This is a genomic window from Arthrobacter sp. ISL-28 (assembly GCF_018613875.1).
Classification (GTDB): domain Bacteria; phylum Actinomycetota; class Actinomycetes; order Actinomycetales; family Micrococcaceae; genus Arthrobacter.
In genome coordinates this window covers 1-20,205 of the sequence record NZ_JAGGPJ010000008.1, presented here as the reverse complement: position 1 = coordinate 20,205, position 20,205 = coordinate 1, and the positions used below count along the sequence as shown (strand labels likewise).

Below are 20,205 nucleotides of genomic sequence, written 5' to 3'. Positions count from 1 at the left end.
TGTCGGGGGGTGGGTCATGCACTATTATCCGCGTTCGTCAAGGGGTCTGGGGCGCTGATTCGGCCCATTTTCCGCGTATTCTCGCGGTTCCCGGCCCCGATTCATGCCAGTCGTATGCCTTAATCGTGATAAACTGGTCTGCGGGAAAGGGGAAAGTCCACATGGTTTTTGAGGTCGGCGAGACAGTAGTTTACCCTCACCACGGTGCAGCAAAAATTGAAGAAATCAAGATGCGCACTGTCAAGGGCGAAGAGAAGATGTATCTCAAGCTCAAGGTGGCTCAGGGTGATCTGACCATTGAAGTTCCAGCAGAGAACGTTGACCTCGTTGGGGTACGCGACGTAGTGGGCAAGGAAGGTTTGGAGCACGTATTCGATGTGCTCCGTGCCGAGTTCACTGAAGAGCCCACCAACTGGTCGCGTCGTTACAAGGCAAATCTGGAGAAGCTTGCTTCCGGTGACGTCATCAAGGTTGCAGAGGTCGTCCGCGACCTGTGGCGCCGTGATCACGATCGGGGCCTTTCCGCAGGTGAGAAGCGAATGCTGGCCAAGGCACGGCAGATTCTGATTTCAGAGTTGGCTTTGGCTGAAAAGACCGACGAAGAGAAGGCTGCAAGCGTTCTTGACGAGGTCCTGGCTTCCTGAGAATTGAACCCCGGTGGCAGAAAGTGCCGCCGGGGTTTCTTTTTGCCCAAAATCGGGCCGGATGGCAGCCGGATTGGGCAATCCGGCCGGGGCAGCCGGCCGGGACGTAGGCTAGACCGCATGAACGATGCACGCACGCGCCCCATCACCGCTGTCATCCTGGTCGCCGCCGGATCCGGGCAGCGGCTTGGCTACGGCATGCCCAAGGCGGCCGTGCCGCTCGGCGGCGAACCCATCCTCCTGCACGCCCTCCGCGGCGTCGTCGCCTCCGGCGTCGCAAGCCAGGTCTGCGTGGCGCTGCCTGCGGGAGACGACGGACTGAGAAAGCTCCTGGACGACTTCAGGCTGGAGCTGGCTGACGGCGGCCCGCTCCTGACAACGGTCGACGGCGGAGCCACCAGGGCGGATTCCGTCCGGTCCGCGCTGGCGGCCCTGGAGGACGGAACGGAAGCGGTGCTCGTCCACGATGCCGCCCGTGCCCTGACTCCCGAGTCGGTCTTCCACCGGGTGGCACACGCACTGGCCGCGGGAGCCGCGGCCGTCATCCCGGTCATCCCTGTGGTGGACACCGTCAAAATGGTCACCGCCACCGAGGGCGGCGATTCCAACATCGCGCCGGAGATTGTCACAGGAACCGTCTCCCGGCAGGAGCTGCGGTCGGTCCAGACCCCGCAGGGGTTCAGCGTGCCCACCTTGCAGGCTGCCCACCAGGCCGCCACTGACTTTGATGAGAGCGAAGCTGCAGCCATCACGGACGACGCCATGCTGGTGGAGCTTCTTGGCGTGCCCGTTCACGCCGTGCGGGGTGCAAGCCAGTCGTTGAAAATCACCACGCCGCTCGACCTCATCATCGCCGAAGGCCTCCTTGAGGGTCCCCTCGGCATGCGCTGGGTGGAGGGCTGAAGGGCGTGCGTGCAGAAGACCCGCAGGGAGCAGCCAGAATGATCCTGCCCCGCACCGGAATCGGCTTTGATGTTCATGCATTCGCCCCGGAATCTGACCCGCAGCCGTTGTGGCTGGGCGGGCTGTTCTGGGAAGGAGAGCGGGGGCTGACCGGTCATTCCGACGGCGATGCCGTGGCCCACGCGGCCGCCGACGCCCTCTTCTCCGCCTGCGGGATCGGTGACCTCGGGACGCATTTCGGCACGGATCGCCCGGAATTTGCCGGGGCATCCGGGGTCACCCTGCTGGCGGAAGCGGCGCGGATCGTCCGTGCCGCGGGCTTTGAGATCGGCAACGTCGCTGTGCAGTTCGTGGCCAACCGGCCGAAGTTCGGTCCCCGCCGTGTTGAGTCACAGCGCGTCCTGAGTGAGGCCGCCGGTGCTCCGGTCAGTGTCACGGCCACCACAAGCGACGGGCTCGGTTTCACCGGCCGCGGGGAGGGCATCTCGGCCGTGGCTACCGCCCTCGTCTATCCGGCTTCCTAGCAGTATCCCCTACGCTGGAATACTGGAATAGAGGACCGGCCGCCCAAGCCAGCCGGAACCACCCGTACCGCCACATCAGGAGACCCCTCGTGAAAAAGCTGCTGCCCGCCGTCGTGATCGCCTGCCTGTTTCTCACCGGCTGCGCCGGGACGCCCAGGATGAGCGTCGCCGAGAGCTGCACTTTCCTTCAGGGCGACACCTTCAAGCCGACCGGAAATCAGCAGCAGCAGGCGGACCAGATCGCCAAGCACTACCAGGAGATTGCCGACAAGGTGGCCCCGGAGCTCGCCGATCCGATCCAGAAGATGGCCAACGTCATGAAGCAGGTGGCCGGCACATCACTGGGCGCCAAGAGCCCGGAGCAGCTTGAAGAGCTCAAAAAGCAGAACAACAAGGTCGGCGACGTCTGTAAGTAAGCGCCGCCAGCGGCATCGGCTAATCTGGAGCGGTGACCCTGCGCTTCTACGACACTGCATCCGCCGAAGTCCGCGACTTCGTTCCCCTGGTACCCGGTAAAGCGAGCCTGTACTACTGCGGCGCCACCGTGCAGGGAATGCCGCATGTCGGGCATATCCGCTCTGCCATAGCCTTCGACCAGCTGACCCGCTGGCTGCAGTACCGGGGTCTGCGCGTCACCGTGGTCCGGAACATCACCGACATTGATGACAAGATCCTGGCCAAGTCCGCCGCGTCCTTCGAGGCCGACTTCGAGCAGGAACCGGACAGCGTCCGGGAAGAGGAATGGTGGGCCTTGGCCTACCGCTACGAGCAGGAATTCCTCAAGGCCTACGACACCCTCGGCGTTTCCCGCCCCACCTATGAACCCCGCGCCACCGGCCACATCCCGGAAATGCACGCCCTGATCCAGCAGCTGATCGACCGCGGCCACGCCTATCCCGCCCTGGACGGCTCAGGGGACGTCTACTTTGATGTGCGGTCCTGGAACAAGTACGGCGCACTGACCCGGCAAAAAATCGACGACATGCAGGGTGCAACGGATGCCGACCCGCGTGGCAAGAAGGACCCGCGGGACTTCGCGCTGTGGAAGGGCCACAAGGAAGGCGAGCCGACGACGGCCAGCTGGGTTTCGCCGTGGGGCGCCGGCCGCCCGGGCTGGCACCTCGAATGCTCTGCCATGGTCACCAAGTACCTCGGCACCGACTTCGACTTCCACGGCGGCGGCCTGGACCTGCGCTTCCCGCACCACGAGAACGAGATGGCCCAGTCACAGGCCGCGGGCCACGGCTTCGCGAACTTCTGGATGCACAACGGCATGGTCACGTACCAGGGCGAGAAGATGTCCAAGTCCGTCGGCAACACCGTGAGCCCGGCAGAGATGCTCGAGCTCGCTCCGCCGCGGGTGGTCCGCTATTACCTGGGGCAGGCACAGTATCGCTCGGTGCTGGACTACCAGCCGACGTCCCTGCAGGAGGCCACTGCCGCCGTCGAACGCATTGACGGGTTCATTGCGCGCGCTGTCCGCGCGCTCTCGGTGGACGGCGCTTTGCTTGTTGGCGGCAGCGCGTCGGTACCGGACGCCTTCGCCATTGCTATGGATGACGACCTCAATGTCCCGCAGGCACTCGCGGTGCTGCACGACACCGTCCGGACGGGAAACTCGGCGCTGGTCGCCGGCGACCTCAAGGTGGCCAGGGAGTCCCTTGCCAGCGTCATCAACATGCTCCAGGTCCTGGGAATCAATGACGCCGCGCAGCCGGCCGTCGACGACCAGGCCACTACGGCACTCGGCGTGCTCGTCGAGGCGCAGCTCGCTGCCCGGGCTCAGGCCAGGGCGAGCAAGGACTGGGCCGCCTCGGATGCCATCAGGGACACCCTGGCCGCCGCCGGGATCCTGGTCGAAGACACCGCAGATGGAGCCAGTTGGAGCCTGCAGCGGGGCTGACGCCTTCCGCCCGGACCGGGCCGCGCACCGCCGTCGTTCTCGATTTAACTTGTGTCAGTAGACTGGAGTTCAGACTTACTCAACACAACCAAGGGTGGAACTCATGGCCAACAACGGTCGCCCGGGCGCAGTACGCAAGATGAAGAAGGGCCCCACCACCGGAACCGGTGGCCACGGCCGCAAGGCCCTCGAAGGCAAGGGGCCAACCCCCAAAGCCGAGGATCGCCCCTACCACAAGGCGTACAAGAACAAGCAGCTCGCCGAGCGCTCCGAGGCCAAGCGCGGCAGCGGCGGCCGCAGCGCCGGCGCACGCTCGGGCCCCAAGGGCCGAGCCACGGAAGAAGTGGTCACCGGCCGCAACTCGGTGGTCGAGGCCCTCCGCGCCGGGATTCCGGCCAAGGCCCTCCACGTGGCCATCCGCATTGAGATGGACGACCGGGTCAAGGAGTCGCTCAAGCTGGCGGCCGAACGCGGCATCCCGCTGCTGGAAACAGGCAAGCCCGAGCTGGACCGCATGACGGATGACGCCGTGCACCAGGGCCTCGTGCTGCAGATCCCGCCGTACGAGTACCAGGACGCCTACGACCTCGCGGAACAAACTGTGGATCGCTGGAAGAAGGGGCACGTCGCGAACGCACCCCTCTTCGTCGCCCTCGACGGCATCACGGATCCCCGCAACCTGGGCGCGATCATCCGCTCGGTGTCGGCCTTCAGCGGCCACGGCGTCATCGTCCCCGAGCGCCGGTCCGTCGGCGTCACCGCCGCCGCATGGAAGACCAGTGCCGGGGCAGCCGTCCGCGTCCCCGTGGCCCGCGCCGCCAATCTGAACAGCGCCCTCAAGCAGTTCAAGAACATGGGCATCTTCGTCCTGGGGCTCGACGGCGACGGCGACGTTTCGCTGCCGGACCTCACCCTGGCCACGGAGCCGGTCTGCATCGTCGTGGGATCCGAGGGCAAGGGTCTCAGCCGCCTCGTCCGCGAGAACTGCGACCAGATCGTCTCGATCCCGATCGACTCCGCCATGGAATCGCTCAACGCCTCCATGGCCGTCGGCATCTCCCTGTACGAAGTCTCCCGCCAGCGCGCGGCCAAGTAGACCCCGCGGTCCGGGTGGCGGCACAACCGCCATCCTCCGCGTGCTGCTCGGTCGCGCTTTGAGGCCTGCTTCCAGACGCACAGGAACTGCCAACGCTCCCTCACGTTTCGCTCGGTAAATTGAGACGCTCCCTCACGTTTCGCTCGGTAAATTGAGACGCTCCCTCACGTTTCGCTCGGTAAATTGAGACGCTCCCTCACGTTTCGCTCGGTAAATTGAGACGCTCCCTCACGTTTCGCTCGATAAATTGAGACGCTCCCTCAGTTTTCGCAGGGATCCGCCGAATGCTCCCGCACATCATGTGAGGGAGCGTTAGGCTTAAATACGCGAAACGTGAGGGAGCGTTAGGCTTAAATACGCGAAACGTGAGGGAACGTTCTGCTTAATTAGGCGAAACCTGAGGGAGCGTCCTCAACCGGGGTTAGAATTCGCGGCGGTTAACAAGGACGGGGAGCTTCGTTCGGGCTACCTTGACGACGGCAGGATCCAGGTCGGCGAACAAAAGGCCGGGATCGCCGTCGAGCTCTTCCAGGACCTCGCCGAAAGGCGAGACGACGACGGAATGCCCCACTCCGGTAGGGGCGGCGCCGCGGGGCTCGATGCCCTGCGTGGCGGGGTCTCCCTGGCCACATGCGAGCACATATGTGGTGGTGTCCACGGCGCGCGCGCGGGCCAGCAGCTTCCACTGGTCCACCTTGCCTGGACCGGAACCCCAGGAGGCGCAGATGATGTTGGCTACTGCACCGCGGTCGGCATTGGCGGTGAAGAGGGCGGGGAAACGGATGTCGTAGCAGGTGGCCAGGCCGAAAGTGATGCCGCCGGTGTCGAACGTTACAGGCCCAGTTCCGGCGTCAACAGTGTCCGACTCGAGGAAGCCGAAGGCGTCAAAGAGATGCACCTTGTCATAGCTCGCTTCCGTTCCGGGTCCGGTGACGAGCAGCGTGTTCCGGACCTTTCGGTGCCCTTCGGGGGATGGTTCCCCGGGAGTGAACATGCCGGCCACGATCACGATCCCCAATTCGGCGGCAATGGAGCGGACCCGCGCTGCCCAAGGTCCGTCGAGGGGTTCGGCAATATCGATGAGGGAGTTCCCGAACGCGCGCAGCGTCGCCTCCGGAAACACGACGAGCTCAGCACCGCCGTCTTTGGCACGGCGGGCGAACTCCTCGACCAGCACGAGGTTGCGTTCCACATCACGGCCGCTGATGATCTGAGCCAATGCAATCTTCACAATTACCTCCACCTCGGTGCGTTCTTTTACCAGGCAGCAGCGCCGCCATTTTGCCCGCGAAACGTCACACGCCGGAATAGATCGGGTTTTTCAACGTGACGGTTAAGCTTTAATCGATGGTAATGCCCTTAGTAGATTCAGCCTCGACCGTGGACGCCTCCCAAGCGTTCCCCCTCGGCGTCAGCCCTGTCCGCTCCGGATCTGCGGCAGACGGCTCGCATAAGGGGCGTGCCAATGTGGCGGTCTACGCCCCGGGCGTTCTCACCCTGGAAATTGCCTACCAGGCGCCCGGCGGCAACTGGCGGCTCCACGCCCTACCCAACGTCAGCAATGGCGTCCACTACGGCCTCGTCGAGGGATTCCCCGTCGGCTCGCGCTACGGCTTCCGCGCCGCTCCGGAAGGCGAGGTCCTCCCGCTCTCAGTTCCCACCGTGAATTTTGACGACGCCGACGGCGGCCGGCAGCGGCTGCTCCTCGATCCGTATGGGCGCGCGGTGGACCAGCGCAACGGTTTCCTGACCAGTATCAGAATGTCCACAGACTTCGACTGGGGCGCCGACGAACGTCTGCATACCCCTTGGCGCAACACCATCATCTACGAGACGCACGTGCGTGGGCAGAGCATGCTGCACCCGGACATTCCGAAGCCGTTGCGGGGCACGTACGCCGGCATGGCCCACCCCGCAATGATTGAGCATCTGACCGGACTCGGCATCACGGCCGTGCAGCTGCTGCCGGTGCATTTCCACCTCGACGAGCCGCATCTTCAAAACCTGGGCCTCACCAACTACTGGGGTTACAACACGGCGGCCTTCTTTGCCCCGCACCCGGGGTACGCAACGGAGTCCGCCCAGGCGTCCGGGCCGCAGGCTGTGCAGGACGAATTCAAGGGCATGGTCAAGCTTCTGCACGCCGCCGGAATCGAAGTCATCCTTGACGTGGTCTACAACCACACCGCCGAAGGCGGACCCGACGGACACACTGTCTGTTTCCGCGGCCTGGGGGAGCGGAAGTATTACCGCACGGATGGCAACGGCAGATACATCGACACCACCGGCTGCGGGAATTCGCTCAACTTTGGCGAGCCCCGCGTGGTCCAGTTGGTGTTGGATTCGCTTCGGTACTGGGTGGATGAATTCCACATCGACGGTTTCCGCTTCGACCTGGCGGTGACGCTCTGCCGGAACGCGGCCAACGAGTTTGACCCGAACCACCCGTTCCTTGTCGGCGTGGCGGCGGATCCGGTGCTTTCGAAGGTCAAGCTGATTGCCGAACCGTGGGACGTGGGATACGGCGGCTGGCAAACAGGTCGCTTCCCGGGTGGCTGGGTGGACTGGAACGACCACTACCGCGACGCCCTGCGGTCATTCTGGCTTACCGACCGCGCGTCCATTGATGCCGGCGGACAGGGCGGCTCCGTGGCCCGGCTCGCAGATGCCATGTCCGGTTCCGCGAGCCTTTTCGAACGGTCCGGCCGCTCCCGGCTAGCCTCTCTGAACTTCATCACGGCCCATGACGGATTCACCATGGCCGACCTTGTGTCCTACGACCGCAAGCACAATGAGGCTAACGGGGAGCAGAACCGGGACGGCCACGGCGACAACCGCAGCTACAACCACGGTCTCGAAGGCCCGACCGAGGACGAAGGCATCCTTGCCCAGCGCGCGCAGACGCGGCGGAACCTGATGGCTTCGCTCATGATCTCGCTGGGGGTTCCGATGATTACCGCGGGCGATGAACTTGGCCGCAGCCAGCAGGGCAACAACAACGCCTATTGCCAGGACAACGCTCTCACCTGGATCGACTGGACCAGCACGCCTGAATCGCACGCCATGCTCCGCAGCACCAAACGAGTCATTCGGCTCCGCAAGGAGTTCCTTGCAGCCCAGCCGCATGACTATCCCGGGCGGGACGCCCAGTCGTATCTGTACTGGTATGACCAGAATGGCGAACCGATGACCATGGAGCGGTGGAACGATCCGCGGCACCGCGTGGTGCAGCTGCTGTTGGGCTCCGACGACGCGCAGGTGGCGGGCCTGATTGTTGTCAACGGCGGGCGCGACGACATCAAGGTCACTCTTCCCCAGGCCATTAACGACGACGGCACAGGCTCGCGGGTGTTCGAACTGCGCCTCACCACCTCCGACCTCCACGACAGCCGCCAGGGCGTCCAGGTGGCCCCTGGTGAGCGGGATATCGTGCAGGCCAACACCATCAACATCTACCGCACCTAGAATCAGCCTGATGGTTGGTCAGTGACTGGGAAAAGAATAAACATGCGCAGGTGGCTGACTGCGGTGGTGCTGATGGCGCTGCTCGGCGTGGCGCTTGTGGTCTCCAACGGGTTTCAGCCCCGGACCGGCGATCCCGCCCCCGCAGCGTCCGGGACTCCGGCACCCTCCGGTAGTCCGGTGCCCTCAGGTACTCCGGTGCCGTCCGTCAGCGGCGTCCCCAACCCCTCCGGCCTGGCCACCGTGAGGGAGTCCCAACTCCCGGCCGAAGGGCGCCGGACCCTTGCCCTCATCCGCCAGGGCGGACCGTTTCCTTATGAGCGCGACGGCGCGAACTTCGGAAACTTTGAACGCATGCTGCCGCGGAAGTCCGGCGGATACTACAAGGAGTACACGGTCCCCACTCCCGGCGAGTCCGATCGGGGGGCCCGCAGGATCGTGGCCGGCAAGGCTGGTGAAAAGTACTACACACCGGACCACTACGAGTCGTTCAAGTTCATAGCAGAGGGCAAATAGCGCGATGAAAATCTATTCCGCAGACACCTGTACCCTTGACGAGCTGCGTGATCAGGTCGCTGAAGCCGGCCGCCGCAGCCTGGTGGTCCCCGCCGCGGACTCCAAGAAAGAGGTGCTGGCCAGATTCGGCGAGGTCCTGGCGTTTCCGGAGCACTACGGCGTCAACCTGGACGCCCTCAATGACTCACTGCACGACTTCGCCGACGCCATTGCCGACAACGGCCAGGAACCCCTGACGGTCATCTGGCAGGTCCCGGCCGTCTTCCGTAGCGACAGGTCGTTCGGCATCATCTGCGAAATCCTCCAGGACGCGGAAAGCTACGCCGGCCAGGATCTCCGTGTCATCGCTGTCTTCCTCTAGCCACGCGGGTGACTAGGCGTTGACGATGAGCCCCAGCTCGGCCTTGGACGACAGTGCGTCGTGCTTGGGCAGCACCCGCACCGTGTAGCCGAAGGACCCGGAGCGATCGATCACGATTGAGCCGGTGAACAGGTAGCGGCCATTGCCGAGCTCGTCCTTCGGCTCGAGCTCCACCAGCGTGACGTTGGCGAGTTCGTCGGTTTCCTCGGCCTGTCCGTACGCCACCTCCACTGAAACGTCTTGGGGCGTCAGGTTGTGCAGCCCCACGTAGGCATTGACCTGGAGAGTGTCCCCGATCTGCGGTTCTTCGGACACGCCCAGGGAGTCCACGTGCTCCACGTGGAGCTGGGGCCACGCCGCGCGGATCTTGGAGGTCCAGGCTGCGAGATCTTTGGCCTGGGCAAAGGAGTCCTCAACAGCGTGCCGGCCGGCAACCGCAGCAGGCCGGTACAGGATGTTGACGTAGTCCTGGAGCATCCGTTCGGCGGATACTGCAGGTCCCAGGTGGGCGAGCGTGTGCTTGATCATGGACACCCAGTGGGTGGGAACCTTCTCCCTCCCCGACGAGGACGGCCCGGCTGCCCCGGCCGCTTCGGACACGGTTGTGCCGTAGAAGCGCGGCGCAACCTGCGTCTCGAGCAGTTCATACAGCGCCGCTGCCTCGATGTCGTCGCGTTCCTCCGCCGATGCGCCGTTGTTGGCGGTCGGAATCGCCCAGCCGTTCTCGCCGTCGTACATCTCGTCCCACCAGCCGTCGAGAACGGAAAGGTTGAGGGATCCGTTGATGGCGGCTTTCATGCCTGACGTGCCGCACGCTTCAAGCGGGCGCAGCGGGTTGTTGAGCCAGACGTCGCAGCCCGGGAAAAGCGTGCGGGCCATCGCGATGTCGTAGTTCGGCAGGAAGACGATGCGGTGGCGGACCTTCGGGTCATCCGTGAAGCGCACCAGGTCCTGGATCATCTTCTTGCCGGCATCGTCTGCCGGGTGCGACTTGCCGGCAATCACCAGCTGGATGGGGTGCTCCTTGTGCAGCAGCAGGGCCTTGAGCCGCTCCGGTTCCCGCAGCATCAGCGTCAGCCGCTTGTAGGTGGGCACACGCCGGGCGAAACCGATGGTCAGGATATCCGGGTCGAGCACTGAATCGGTCCAGCCGAGCTCGGCATCGGCGGCGCCGCGCTTTTTCCACGCCGCGCGCAACCGACGGCGCACGTCTTCGACGAGCGAGGCGCGCATTTCGCGCCGGAGCGCCCAGACTTCGGCGTCGCTGACGTTGTAGGCGAGGTCCCAGCGGCCCATGGCTTCCGCTTCCGCCCCGAACCGCTCACGGGCGAGCTTGGAAATCCTGGAGTCAACCCAGGTGGGCACGTGCACGCCGTTCGTCACGGACGTGATCGGCACCTCGGAGTGGTCGAAGCCGGGCCAGAGCGCGGAGAACATGCCGCGGGACACTTCACCGTGGAGCTTGGCCACGCCGTTGGCACGCTGGGCAAGCCGGAGACCCATGACAGCCATGTTGAAGACAAACGGGTTGCCGTCGGTGAAGTTTTCCCGGCCCAGGTCAAGAATCCGGGAGATGGGAACGTCCGGCGCGAGACCCGCTTCGAAGAAATGCTGGATCTGGGCGGTTTCAAAGCGGTCGATGCCTGCCGGAACCGGCGTGTGCGTGGTGAAAACGGTGGAGGCCCGTCCAGCGGCCAGGGCCTCATCGAAGGTGAGAGCTTCGTCGCCGGCCATCAGCTCCTGGATCCGCTCGATCCCGAGAAAACCGGCGTGGCCTTCATTTGTATGGAACACCTCCGGCGCAGTGGTCCCCGTGAGCCGCTGGTAGACGCGCAGCGCTTTCACGCCGCCCATGCCCAGGAGAAGCTCCTGCTGCAGCCGGTGGTCCCCGCCGCCGCCGTACAGGCGGTCCGTGATGCCGCGGGCGGCGTCGTCGTTGCCGGGAACGTCGGAATCCAACAGCAGCAGCGGGACACGTCCGACGTCGGCACGCCAGATGTGCGCCAGAAGGCGCCGCCCGTTGGGCAGCGGCAGCGAGATCTGGATGGCCTTACCGTTTCCGTCCGGCGAAGGCTCCCGAAGGAGCGTCAGGGGCAGGCCGTCCGGGTCAATCACCGGATAGGTTTCCTGCTGCCAGGCATCGCGGGACAGGGACTGTTTGAAGTAGCCGGCCTGGTACAGCAGGCCCACGCCGATGAGGGGAACGCCGAGGTCCGAAGCGGCCTTCAGGTGGTCGCCGGCGAGGATTCCCAGGCCGCCCGAGTACTGCGGCAGTACCTCCGTGATGCCGAATTCGGGGGAGAAGTAAGCGATGGAGGCCGGCGCATCGTCGCCCAGGCTCTGGTACCAGCGCGGCTCTTCCAGGTACCGGTCCAGGTCCTCGGCGGCGGCGCGCACGCGGGCTACGACATCCTGGTCCGTCGCAAGCCGGTGCATCTCCTCACGGCCCACCAGACCGAGGAAACTGACCGGATCGTTGCCGCTTTGGGCCCATACCCTGGGGTTGAGTCCCTCGAAAAGTTCCCTGGTGGGGCGGTGCCACGACCATCGCAGGTTGGTGGCCAGCCGGGCAAGCGGCCGGATCGGCTCGGGAAGAACGGTTCGGACGGTAAATCTGCGGATTGCCTTCACCTGCGTCACACTAACCGACAAGATGAACCGCTGGAACCGCTTTCGATTACATTCCGGTAAATGACGAATCAGTTCATTAATTAGGTATGCACGCTTAGCAATGACCTCCATTTCTCGCTAGTGTCGACCCTGTGACGACTAACACGCGAACCAGTGCCCCCTCCAAGCAAACGCCGAAAGTTTCGATCATGGACGGCCTTCGATTCGGCCGCTTCCCGATCACGAACGTTCAGCCGGTCGTGGAAGGGGGGAAGTACCCCGCCAAGGCGCTCCCGGGCGAAGGAATCGTGGTCAGCGCACAGGCTTTCCGCGAGGGTCATGACCAGTTGGGTGTCAGCGCCGTCCTCCTGGATCCGAAGGGCAAGGAACGCCAGCGCGTGCGCCTGCAGCCTCCGCGCGGGGACCGCGGCAAGGGCACCGACCTGTGGGAAGGCATATTGAGCCCCACCTCAACGGGAAACTGGTCCTTCGTGATCGAGGCCTGGCACGACCGTTACGGCACCTGGCACCACAACGCCGAGGTCAAGGTGGAGGCGGGCATCGACGTCGAACTGATGCTTGACGAGGGAGCCGCGCTGCTGTCGCAGGCGGCAGAAGAACCCTTCCGCAACTCCGCCGACCGGAACACGCTCCGGGCCGCCGTCGTGAATCTTTCCGACACCACCAAGTCCGCCGAAGAGCGGCTGGCTGCCGGCTTCAGCCCTGAAATTACCGAGATTGTCGGCCGGGAACCGATCCGCGAACTGGTCACTGTATCTGAACAGTTCCCGCTGCTGGTGGAGCGCGATCTCGCCGGCCGCGGTGCCTGGTACGAGTTCTTCCCCCGTTCCGAGGGCGCCGTGAAGAACCACGAGACCGGCGCCTGGACCTCCGGCAACTTCCAGACCGCGGCCAAACGGCTGGAGGCCGTCGCGGACATGGGCTTCGACGTCATCTACATGCCTCCGATCCACCCCATCGGGGTGCAGCACCGTAAGGGCCCCAACAACACCCTGATCGCCGGCCCGAACGACCCCGGCTCACCGTGGGCCATCGGCGCCAAAGAAGGCGGCCATGACGCCATTCATCCGGATCTCGGCACCTTCGAGGACTTCGACGCCTTCGTCTCCCGTGCCACCGAACTGGGCCTCGAAGTCGCGCTCGACCTGGCACTGCAGGCCGCGCCGGACCACCCCTGGGTCACGTCCCACCCGGAATGGTTCACCACACGCGTGGACGGCAGCATCGCCTACGCCGAGAACCCTCCGAAGAAGTACCAGGACATCTACCCCCTGAACTTTGACAACGATCCCGAAGGCCTGTCCAAGGAGATCCTGCGCATCGTCCAGCTCTGGGTCAGCCACGGCGTGAAGATCTTCCGGGTGGACAATCCGCATACCAAACCCGTGTGGTTCTGGGAATGGCTGATTGGCAAGGTCAACAAGAAGAACCCGGAAGTCGTCTTCCTGGCCGAGGCCTTTACCCGCCCCGCCATGATGCATGCGCTGGGCAGGGCGGGCTTCCAGCAGTCCTACACGTACTTCACCTGGCGGAACACCAAGAAGGAACTGGAGCAGTACTTCCAGGAGGTCAGCCATGTCTCGTCGGCCTTCTTCCGGCCGAACTTCTTCGTCAACACCCCGGACATTCTGACTGAATACCTGCAGTACGGCGGCCCGGCGGCGTTCAAGATCCGTGCCGCGCTCGCGTCCACCGCCGTGCCGCTGTGGGGCGTGTACGCCGGGTTCGAGCTGTACGAACATGTTGCCCGGCCCGGGGCCGAAGAGTACATCGACAATGAGAAGTTCGAATACAAGGCCCGGGACTGGGACGCTGCTGCTGCGTCCGGCCGGACCCTTGCCCCGTACCTGACCAGGCTCAACGAGATCCGCAAGGCACATCCGGCGCTGGGGGACCTGCAGAACCTGACCCTGCACCACAGCACGGATGACGCCACGATCGTGTACTCCAAGCACAAGACGCTCCCGGACGGCACGAAGGACACCGTGATCGTGGTGGTCAATGTGGATCCGCACAGCACCAGGGAAAGCACCGTGTCGCTTGATCTCGCCGCACTGGAGCTTGATCCCTCAGACCTCACACCTAACGGCGGCTTCAGGGTGGATGATGTGATCTCGGGCGAGTCGTGGGAGTGGGGCGAATACAACTACGTCAGACTCGATGCACATGTTGAACCTGCCCACATTCTGACCATCCGGAGGTAGCCTGAAGTGAGTTTCAGCCCGCAGAACCCGTCTCATCACTTCACGCCGAAGAGCACATTCGAGCTGAATGCGCCGGGGTTGCAACATGACCCGCTGTGGTACAGGAAGGCGGTGTTCTATGAAGTGCTGGTCCGGGGCTTTGCGGATGCCAACGCCGATGGGTCAGGCGATTTCCACGGACTGATCGACAAACTCGACTACCTGCAGTGGCTGGGCGTGGACTGCCTCTGGCTTCCGCCGTTCTTCCAGTCGCCGCTCCGGGACGGCGGCTACGACATCTCTGACTACAACTCCGTGCTGGACGAGTTTGGAACGATCAGCGACTTCAAGCGGCTCGTTGCCGAGGCCCACGCCCGCGGCGTCCGTGTCATCATCGACCTGCCGCTGAACCATACCTCGGACCAGCACCCCTGGTTCCAGGAGTCACGGAAGGACCCGGACGGTCCCTTCGGCGACTTCTACGTCTGGAGCGACACGGACGAAAAGTACCAGGATGCCCGCATCATCTTCGTGGACACGGAAGAGTCCAACTGGACCTTTGATCCCATCCGGCGCCAGTTCTTCTGGCACCGGTTCTTCAGCCACCAGCCCGACCTCAACTTCGAGAACCCGAAGGTCATCGACGCACTGTTCGATGTCGTGCGGTTCTGGCTGGACCAGGGAATCGACGGCTTCCGGGCCGACGCCATCCCCTACCTCTATGAGGAAGAGGGCACGAACTGCGAAAACCTGCCCGCCACCCACGAGTTCCTCCGCAAGCTGCGGAAGATGGTGGATGAAAGCTACCCGGGCAGGGTCATCATCGCGGAGGCCAACCAGCCGCCCAACGAAGTAGTGGAGTACTTCGGAACCGAGGAAGAGCCGGAATGCCACATGGCCTTCCACTTCCCGATCATGCCGCGGCTGTACTATGCGTTGCGTGACCAGAAGGCAGCGCCCATCATCGAGACGATGCACGACACTCCGGAGATTCCGGAGGGCGCCCAATGGGGCACCTTCCTGCGGAACCACGATGAGCTGACCCTGGAAATGGTCACCGCCGACGAACGCGCGGCGATGCTCGGGTGGTACGCGCCGGATCCCCGCATGCGGGCAAACATCGGTATCCGACGCCGATTGGCACCGCTGCTGGACAACTCCAGAGCCGAGATTGAATTGATCAATGCCTTGCTGCTGTCGCTGCCGGGCAGTCCATTCCTCTATTACGGGGACGAGATCGGCATGGGCGACAACATCTGGCTGGAGGACCGCGACGCTGTCCGCACGCCCATGCAGTGGAACCCGGACCGTAATGCCGGCTTCTCCAATGCCGATCCCGGCAAGCTGTACCTTCCAGTGATCCAGTCGCTCGTCTACAACTACAGCATGGCCAACGTGGAAGCCGAGGCCGCGCACTCGGGGTCGCTGCTCCGCTGGACCAGGCAGATCCTCAGCGTCCGGCGCAACCATGCTGCGTTCGGGCTCGGTGCGTTCAAGCATGTGGAAGCCGACCACGAAGTGGTCCTGGCCTACCTACGTGAACTTGCGGAAGGCAATGCGGCAGGCGAACCGGCCGAATCCATTCTCTGCGTCTTCAACCTCTCCCAGCACCCGGTGTCGACCACACTTCGGATGCCGCAGTTTGCCGGCCGCGGCCTCCGCGACGTCTTCGGCGGCCAGCCGTTCCCCGGGGTCGGCGACGACGGGAGCCTGACGCTGACCCTCGGCAGCCACGACTTCTTCTGGCTGCGCGTGCGGTCTGCGGCCTCCAACCCGACGTCACCGGTCACCCAAGCGATGCCGATCCTGTCCATTGAGGGGTGACATGAGCCAATCAACTTTGACCCCGACACTCGAACAGCTGCTCCGCCAGTGGCTCCCGCACCAGCGGTGGTTCCCCGTGAAATCAGCGGCATTCTCGTTGGCTCCCGTGGGCGGCTTTATCCTCAACGACACCTCGGATGAGGTGGGCCTTGAGGTGTTCCTCGCTTCCGTCGTGTCCGAAACGGCCGACGGCGGCCGCCGCACCGATGTTGTACAGGTGCCGCTCAGCTACCGCAGCGAACCGCTGACCGGCGCTGAGCGCGCGCTCATCGGTGAAAGCGACCACGCAGAGCTGGGACACCGCTGGATCTACGACGGCGTCCACGACCCCGTGTTCATCGCGGAATGGCTTGAGCTCATGCGGACCGAGGGGGTCGCCGCGGCCGGCATGGCCACCGGTCACCTTTCCGGTGCCGGCAAACCGCTTCCGCATGCCGGCGGCACGGTCCGCGTCCTGTCCGGAGAACAGTCCAACACGTCCGTGATTGTTGATGACGGCGTGTCGGCGGTCATCGTGAAATTCTTCCGTGTGCTTTCGGCCGGCCGCAATCCGGAGGTGGAAGTCGGGGCTGCCCTTTCCGCCGCGCGGACATTTGAAGTTCCGGCCACCCTCGGCTGGGTCACCGGCGAATGGGTTCCGGAGCAAGCGGGGACAGCAGCCGCAGGATCCGGCCCGGACACTGCGGCCGCGCCGGCCCAGGGCGAACTGGCGGTGGCGCATGAGTTCCTGGCCGGAGGTCGGGATGCCTGGCGGCTGGCCGTGGATGCGGCCAAGGCGGGCACGGACTTCACGCACGAAGCCCACGCTCTGGGCCATGCCACGGCGACAGTCCATCGTCGGCTGGCCGAAACGCTGGGGGCTTCCGCCGAAGCCGTGCCCGGCGAGGTCATTGCTCCCGGGGTAGCCCAGCGGGTGCGGCAGGCCTGGACGGAAGCCGGTACCGCCGTCGGACCTTACGACGATGAACTGGAACGGCTCCTTGAGGACCTGAAGGGTGTCCCGGCCGGCGCGCTCCAGCGCATCCACGGGGACCTCCACCTTGGCCAGATCCTCCAGGTTCCGGGCTGGGAAGGCGGGCAGGACCGGTGGGCGATCCTTGACTTCGAGGGTGAGCCGCTGCGGCCCATCTCGGAACGGAACTTCCCGGATGTCCCGCTGAGGGATGTCGTGGGGATGCTGCGGTCCTTTGACTACGCCGCCGGTGCCGCGGAGCGCGAGACCAGCGCCGGCCGCGTGCCCGAATCATGGGTGGACGACTGCGCTGAGGCCTTCCTGGCCGGCTACTCGGAAGTCACTCCCGGCACCATAGACCGGAAGTCCCCGCTCTTTGTGGCATTGTGGCTGGACAAGGCGTTGTACGAAGTCGTGTATGAATTGCGCAATAGGCCGGACTGGCTGGCCATTCCCGTGAATGCGTCCAGGCGGCTCCTCAGCAGTAAAGGCCCCGGCGAACCCGCCGGAGCCGCAGCGGAAGGTAAGAAGATGACAGGCTCTGCACCTACAGATCGGCCCCAGGCCCCTCTCCATGTGGATGCGCATACGCTCTCACGAGTTGCGGCCGGAGAGCACCATGCTCCACACTCCGTGCTGGGTGCCCACCTGGATGACTACGGCCACGTAACCATCCGCACCGTCAAGCACCTGGCCGAGGCTGTCACGGTGGTGACCGCGGCCGGTTCGGTTCCGATGACCCACGAGTCCGACGGCGTCTGGGTTGCCGTGCTGGAGCCCCTGCAGGCCGGGCACGTGCCGGATTACCGCCTCGAGGTGACGTATGAAGGTGCGGAACCGGTGACGGTCGATGAACCCTACCGCTATCTCCCGACTGTGGGTGAAGTGGACCTGCACCTGATCGGTGAGGGACGCCACGAGAAGCTGTGGACAGTGCTTGGTGCTCACGTGCAGCACTACAAGTCCTCACTGGGCGACGTCGACGGCGTGTCCTTCGCCGTGTGGGCCCCGAATGCGGAAGCGGTGCGCGTCAAGGGTGACTTCAATTCCTGGGACGGTCGCGAAAACTCCCTACGTTCCCTGGGTTCCTCCGGTGTCTGGGAGCTGTTCGTTCCCGGCGTCGGGGCAGGCGCGTGCTACAAGTTCGAGATCAAGACCAAGGGCGGCTACTGGGTTGAGAAGGCCGACCCCCTGGCGTTTGGCACGGAAGTCCCGCCGCTGACCGCTTCCAGGGTCGTGGAGTCCCACTACCGGTTCGAGGACGCCGACTGGATGAAGGCCCGTGCCGAGCGGGATCCGCACAATTCGCCGATGAGCGTCTACGAGGTCCACCTGGGATCCTGGCGCCTGGGGCTCAGCTACCGCGAACTGGCCAAGGAACTCGTTGAGTATGTGAAGTGGCTCGGCTTCAGCCACGTCGAGTTCATGCCCGTGGCCGAACACCCCTTCGGCGGCTCCTGGGGCTACCAGGTCACCTCCTACTTCGCACCGACATCCCGCTTCGGGCACCCCGACGAGTTCCGCTACCTGGTGGATGCCCTCCACCAGGCGGGCATCGGGGTCCTCCTGGACTGGGTGCCGGCGCACTTCCCCAAGGACAACTGGGCACTGGCCGAATTCGACGGCCAGCCGCTGTACGAGCACGCCGACCCGAACCTGGGGGAGCACCCGGACTGGGGAACCCTGATCTTCGACTTCGGCCGCACCGAGGTCCGCAACTTCCTCGTGGCCAACGCGCTCTACTGGCTTGATGAATTCCACATCGACGGCCTGCGCGTGGACGCCGTCGCTTCCATGCTCTACCTGGACTATTCCCGTGAGCACGGCCAGTGGCAGCCGAACCGGTTTGGCGGCCGCGAAAACCTGGAGGCCATCTCCTTCCTTCAGGAAGCCAACGCCACGGTGTACAAGACCCACCCCGGCGCCGTCATGATCGCCGAAGAATCCACTGCATTCCCCGGAGTGACAGGTCCCACCAGCCACGGCGGCCTCGGCTTCGGGCTCAAGTGGAACATGGGCTGGATGCACGATTCGCTCAAGTACATCTCCGAGGATCCCGTCAACCGGAAGTGGCACCACGGGACGGTCACCTTCTCGATGGTCTACGCCTTCACTGAGAACTTCCTCCTGCCTATCAGCCATGACGAGGTTGTCCACGGCAAGGGGTCGATGCTCCGCAAGATGCCGGGCGACCGCTGGCAGCAACTGGCGAACCTGCGGGCATTCCTCGGTTACCAGTGGGCACACCCCGGCAAGCAGCTCATCTTCATGGGCACGGAATTCGGCCAGGAAGCCGAATGGTCCGAGCAGCACGGCCTTGACTGGTGGCTGGCGGACATCCCTGCACACCGCGGAGTGCAGATGCTGACGAAGGACCTGAACGAGCTGTACAAGTCCACGCCGGCACTGTACTCACGTGACAATGAGCCCGGCGGGTTCCAGTGGATCAACGGAGCCGATGCGGACCGCAACGTTCTGACCTTCGTCCGTTGGGACACCCAGGGAAACCCTGTGGTTGTTGCGGTCAACTTCTCGGGAGGCCCGCACAAGGACTACGCCCTCGGGGTGCCGTCCACCGGTACGTGGACTGAAGTGCTGAACACCGATGCCGCGGCCTACGGCGGCTCTGGTGTCCTCAACGACGGGAAGCTGATAGCGGAGGACGAAGCCATCGATGGCCAGCCCGCCACGTTGACCGTCACGCTGCCCCCGCTTGGTGTCGTGTACTTCAAACCTGCAGGCGACAGGGTTCCGGAGCTGCCGCGCCGTGCAGCCCAGACGGAACTGCCGGAGACCACGGTGAGCTGACTTCCCGGTGAGCTGACTGTCAGAGGCCCGGAATCCGCGTGATTCCGGGCCTCTTCTGCGCCTTCCGGCTGTGGTTGGCGGGGCGCCGAACTAGTGGTAGAGTTTATTTCCGCGCCGCTCCCCGGAGTCGGTCGGTGAAGAGATTCGGATGCTTCGGCAAGACTGGATCGGGACCGCCGATTTGACTAAACTAGAGGGAGCGGGTAAGTTTGAAAAGTTGCTCCGGAGCGATCCTGGACCGTTAGGGTTTGGGTGGTGCCGGGTGTGTCTGTTGTTTGAGAACTCAATAGTGTGCCAAGTTTGTTGATACCGATTTTTTATTGAATTGGTTGATTGTGCCGGGCTGTCCGCCCCTGTGGATGGTCTGGTGTTTTTGGCTGGTTTCAAATTTTGTGCAG

General features: G+C 64.3%; 14 protein-coding genes. 12 read left to right on the top strand and 2 right to left on the bottom strand.

Annotation, left to right across the window (positions count from 1 at the left end; translation table 11 throughout):
- Positions 1-161: 161 nt before the first annotated feature.
- The 6 genes from J7E80_RS06880 (at position 162) to rlmB (ending at position 5,070) form a co-directional block, all read left to right on the top strand.
- On the top strand, positions 162-644 hold the full coding sequence (locus J7E80_RS06880; protein WP_026266570.1) for a CarD family transcriptional regulator: 483 nt from the start codon (positions 162-164) through the stop codon (positions 642-644).
- Between the two features lie 120 nt (positions 645-764).
- The gene (gene ispD / locus J7E80_RS06875; RefSeq protein WP_215050746.1) at positions 765-1,547 is read left to right on the top strand and encodes a 2-C-methyl-D-erythritol 4-phosphate cytidylyltransferase; all 783 of its coding nucleotides are present in this window, start codon (positions 765-767) and stop codon (positions 1,545-1,547) included.
- A gap of 38 nt (positions 1,548-1,585) precedes the next feature.
- A complete protein-coding gene (gene ispF / locus J7E80_RS06870; RefSeq protein ID WP_215050745.1) occupies positions 1,586-2,071 on the top strand; it encodes a 2-C-methyl-D-erythritol 2,4-cyclodiphosphate synthase in 486 nt (161 codons plus the stop codon).
- A gap of 89 nt (positions 2,072-2,160) precedes the next feature.
- Positions 2,161-2,487: a hypothetical protein gene (locus J7E80_RS06865; protein ID WP_215050744.1), complete on the top strand. Its 327-nt coding sequence runs from the start codon at positions 2,161-2,163 to the stop codon at positions 2,485-2,487.
- A 32-nt stretch (positions 2,488-2,519) separates the two neighbouring features.
- Positions 2,520-3,974 carry a cysteine--tRNA ligase gene (gene cysS, locus J7E80_RS06860; RefSeq protein ID WP_215050743.1) on the top strand — a complete coding sequence of 485 codons (1,455 nt, stop codon included), beginning with the start codon at positions 2,520-2,522 and terminating at the stop codon, positions 3,972-3,974.
- Positions 3,975-4,077: 103 nt separating this feature from the next.
- Positions 4,078-5,070 (top strand): 23S rRNA (guanosine(2251)-2'-O)-methyltransferase RlmB, encoded by a 993-nt coding sequence (gene rlmB, locus J7E80_RS06855; RefSeq protein ID WP_215050742.1) that lies wholly within the window; start codon positions 4,078-4,080, stop codon positions 5,068-5,070.
- Between the two features lie 421 nt (positions 5,071-5,491).
- Here rlmB and J7E80_RS06850 read toward each other — a convergent pair whose 3' ends face one another.
- Positions 5,492-6,301, bottom strand: coding sequence for a carbon-nitrogen hydrolase family protein (locus tag J7E80_RS06850; protein ID WP_215050741.1), 810 nt, complete (start codon positions 6,299-6,301; stop codon positions 5,492-5,494).
- Positions 6,302-6,417: 116 nt separating this feature from the next.
- On the opposite strand from J7E80_RS06850, the gene glgX reads away from it, so the two are divergent.
- From glgX to J7E80_RS06835, 3 genes are read left to right on the top strand one after another with little or no spacing between them, the layout of a single operon-like run.
- Positions 6,418-8,535 carry a glycogen debranching protein GlgX gene (gene glgX, locus J7E80_RS06845; protein ID WP_215050740.1) on the top strand — a complete coding sequence of 706 codons (2,118 nt, stop codon included), beginning with the start codon at positions 6,418-6,420 and terminating at the stop codon, positions 8,533-8,535.
- Between the two features lie 42 nt (positions 8,536-8,577).
- Positions 8,578-9,048, top strand: a complete 471-nt coding sequence (locus tag J7E80_RS06840) for a ribonuclease domain-containing protein (RefSeq protein WP_215050739.1) — start codon at positions 8,578-8,580, stop codon at positions 9,046-9,048.
- Between the two features lie 4 nt (positions 9,049-9,052).
- Positions 9,053-9,409 carry a barstar family protein gene (locus tag J7E80_RS06835; protein WP_215050738.1) on the top strand — a complete coding sequence of 119 codons (357 nt, stop codon included), beginning with the start codon at positions 9,053-9,055 and terminating at the stop codon, positions 9,407-9,409.
- A 12-nt stretch (positions 9,410-9,421) separates the two neighbouring features.
- Here the strand turns inward: J7E80_RS06835 and glgP are convergent, their stop codons facing one another.
- The gene (glgP, locus tag J7E80_RS06830) at positions 9,422-12,040 is read right to left on the bottom strand and encodes an alpha-glucan family phosphorylase (protein ID WP_215050737.1); all 2,619 of its coding nucleotides are present in this window, start codon (positions 12,038-12,040) and stop codon (positions 9,422-9,424) included.
- Between the two features lie 188 nt (positions 12,041-12,228).
- On the opposite strand from glgP, the gene J7E80_RS06825 reads away from it, so the two are divergent.
- From J7E80_RS06825 to J7E80_RS06815, 3 genes are read left to right on the top strand one after another with little or no spacing between them, the layout of a single operon-like run.
- Positions 12,229-14,244 carry an alpha-1,4-glucan--maltose-1-phosphate maltosyltransferase gene (locus tag J7E80_RS06825; protein WP_215050736.1) on the top strand — a complete coding sequence of 672 codons (2,016 nt, stop codon included), beginning with the start codon at positions 12,229-12,231 and terminating at the stop codon, positions 14,242-14,244.
- Positions 14,245-14,250: 6 nt separating this feature from the next.
- On the top strand, positions 14,251-16,047 hold the full coding sequence (gene treS, locus J7E80_RS06820; RefSeq protein ID WP_215050735.1) for a maltose alpha-D-glucosyltransferase: 1,797 nt from the start codon (positions 14,251-14,253) through the stop codon (positions 16,045-16,047).
- 1 nt (position 16,048) lies between these two features.
- Positions 16,049-19,807, top strand: a complete 3,759-nt coding sequence (locus J7E80_RS06815; RefSeq protein WP_215050734.1) for a 1,4-alpha-glucan branching enzyme — start codon at positions 16,049-16,051, stop codon at positions 19,805-19,807.
- Positions 19,808-20,205 lie beyond the last annotated feature (398 nt).